The sequence below is a fragment of the Colwellia sp. MB3u-41 genome (assembly GCF_014076845.1).
In the GTDB taxonomy this organism is placed as follows: Bacteria; Pseudomonadota; Gammaproteobacteria; order Enterobacterales; family Alteromonadaceae; genus Colwellia_A.
On record NZ_JACGUT010000036.1, the window covers coordinates 1 to 2810 of the forward strand.

Genomic DNA, 2810 nt, shown 5'->3' on the forward strand with positions numbered 1-2810 from the left:
ATAAAACCCATTCGTTTATACCTTTGGAGCGTTGCTCCATTGCTGCAGGCCTTGCCTGAAGCGAGATGCGTATTCTACGCAACTCTGTTTCGATGTCAACGTTTTATTTAATTTAATTTGAAGTTCTTTTCGAAGATTCAAACCTTACCTATAAAACATTAAGTTAACGACTTTACTCTAAAGTGATGTAGATAACTTATCAAAACAGCTCTTTCGTGGTTCGTTTTAACTGACCCCCTTGGAACTGGAGCGCATTTTAAACATTTTCTAAAAAGGATCAAGCACTATTTTCATCTTTTAGTTTGTTTGGACAAAAAGAAGACAAACCGTAGAATATTAAAACGTATATCTAATAATAACGATTTAATTGTTACATATAGTCATTATAAATCTTGTATTATTTTCAGTTTTCGCTGATATAAGGATTATCTGTTAATAGTGTCCAGTGTATCAATTTACCTATATTACTTATTATAAAGTTTATTTATTCATTTAATATCAGTTTGATTAATTCCAATTTATTTATCTATTTATCTATTTATCTATTTACGAATGATATCGTATAAATATTGCTTAATTAATAATATGCACTAGAGTAAGTAAAACAATATACGAATATAATCGTAGAACATAATTAATAATTTTAAGGTATTAGGATGAGAAAGAATAGACTGTATGAAGATCAAAAGGCTGAAGCGGATATGACGCCCATGCTTGATATTGTGTTTATACTTTTAATATTTTTTATTGTGACAACCTCATTTGTTAAGGAACAAGGATTCTTAGTCAATAAACCTGATGGTGGTAACCCTAATCAAAATAATAACCCAATGCTATTGATTAGGATAAATGAAAGTGGACTTGTATCTTTAAATGGTAGAATTACGGATATTGAACGTTTACCAGCAAATATTGAAAACTACCTAGCCACTAATCAAGTTTCTGCTGCTGTCGTCATTCCCCACGTGAATACATATTATGATAACGTTGTAAAAGTTATTGACCATATAAGTATGGTCGATGGCCTCACTTTGTCTATAGGAAAATAATATATCATTTTTAAACTGTTAATGGTCAAGCACTTTTGCTTTTGCCTTTATTAATATAGGTGGATCTATATGTTAAAATCAATGATGTTAAGATGAAGAAATTAGCGATAAATATACATTATCATTAAGTCATACGGTTACCCATTATTACCTACACTTGACTTACTAATTACTTAATTTAACTTATGAGTGCAAAATTATTTAAGTATCGTATTATCAGAGATAGTAAGTCTAACTGTCCAGATTGCTTCTGATCACTTAATAAAGATTTCGTTAAGACGATAAAACTCTCTTGACGCACCTTCTTTCTGGCTTACCAATACCATTTTTGCGGCAACTTGCTCGCCAATTATCGGGCGAAAACGACGTAGAAAGGGAAGCATGCATATAATAGGCATCAGCCAACTACACATTTTTTCTCCTAAGCGAAATTCAGTTCGCTGACCAAGTAAGAGTGGAGGTTGAAATATACTAATCTGTTTAAATGGCAGTTGACTTACTCTCTGTTCTAATTCACCTTTCATTTTTAGGTACGGGTTATTACTTTGATTATTAGCTGCTGCAGATGAGACGAGTAAATAATGACCTACGCCATTCTTTGCAGCTAATTTTGCTGCTTTAAACTGGTATCCAAGATCTACTTTACGTTGACCATTGATTGAACCGGCTTGCTTAACTGTTGTCCCCTGACATGAGAATAAAAATTGCCATCAAAATGAGATATATAGTTATCCAAGTGATCGAAATCGACGACTTGATTGATAACTTTTGTAGATGAATGCGGTGAAGGTCTACGTGTTAGTGTAATAACTTTATCAATATAATCAGTATTAACCAATTGTTGGACAATCGCGTGTCCAACTAACCCCGTAGCTCCTATCACTATAGCTTTTTTGTTATTACGAACCCTTCAATGTTATTAAATAACAAAATCAATATTTTTTGTTATGCCAGTCTCATATAAAACTAAATTAGTTTATGGTCATAATAGCGGTCCAATGACAGGCTAGCCAATGGTAGACTAAAAAATTCAAAGCAACCAATCATGTTGTTCATTAATATTGATATATATATATACTTGATTTCAATAGATTAGAAAAAGTAAATTAGCCAGCAAACTGTCCTACTTTGAAATTGGGGATAATATTTAGTTCGGTCCAGCATACAATTCACCACTACAATCAATAAGACTAGTTAATTATAAATTTAATAGGCACCTCTTTGGGTGTTACTTAGACCTCTGACTAAACTGATCACTCACACGAATGTTGATATCGGCAGCTATGAGCTCCAATATTAAAGAAAAACACATAGTAATGTAGATTTCAATGTTGTTTTTCGAGTGCCAGACATTAAAAAACCCTACGGGCTTCTATTAACAAGCGCGGAGAATGTCTTACGCTCACATGTGCTTTACTTCGATATAAGCCACACGACCGTCGGCGCACCGGTAATGCTGTGGCGATTTCGGTCAATTTTTGTTGTTTTTCAAATGCCAGACAGCAAAAAGCCCGAGGCTCTCGAATCGGGCTTCTCTTAATATTCGTGGAGAATGTCCTACGCTCACATGGGCTTTACTTCGATATAAGCCACACGACCGTCGGCGCACCGGTAATGCTGTGGCGATTTCGGTCTATTTTTGTTGTTTTTCAAATGCCAGACAGCAAAAAGCCCGAGGCTTTTGGATCGGGCTTCTCTTAATATTCGTGGAGAATGTCCTACGCTCACATGCGCTTTACTCAACATAAGCCACACGGCCGT

At 34.5% G+C, this 2810-nt stretch carries 3 protein-coding genes; 1 reads left to right on the top strand and 2 read right to left on the bottom strand.

Annotated elements, in window-relative coordinates; all coding sequences use genetic code 11:
* Window positions 1-656 precede the first annotated feature (656 nt).
* Window positions 657-1049: a biopolymer transporter ExbD gene (locus H4J73_RS02120; RefSeq protein WP_182176836.1), complete on the top strand. Its 393-nt coding sequence runs from the start codon at window positions 657-659 to the stop codon at window positions 1047-1049.
* Window positions 1050-1303: 254 nt separating this feature from the next.
* Here the strand turns inward: H4J73_RS02120 and H4J73_RS20740 are convergent, their stop codons facing one another.
* Window positions 1304-1462, bottom strand: a complete 159-nt coding sequence (locus H4J73_RS20740; RefSeq protein WP_310649610.1) for a hypothetical protein — start codon at window positions 1460-1462, stop codon at window positions 1304-1306.
* Between the two features lie 224 nt (window positions 1463-1686).
* On the bottom strand, window positions 1687-1932 hold the full coding sequence (locus tag H4J73_RS20745; RefSeq protein WP_310649611.1) for a hypothetical protein: 246 nt from the start codon (window positions 1930-1932) through the stop codon (window positions 1687-1689).
* Between the last annotated feature and the right edge of the window lie 878 nt (window positions 1933-2810).

Excerpts from the sequence above, each read along its gene's own strand:
- H4J73_RS02120 (WP_182176836.1), top strand. The coding sequence starts at position 657 with ATGAGAAAGAATAGACTGTATGAAGATCAAAAGGCTGAAGCGGATATG.
- H4J73_RS20740 (WP_310649610.1), bottom strand. The coding sequence starts at position 1,462 with ATGTGTAGTTGGCTGATGCCTATTATATGCATGCTTCCCTTTCTACGT.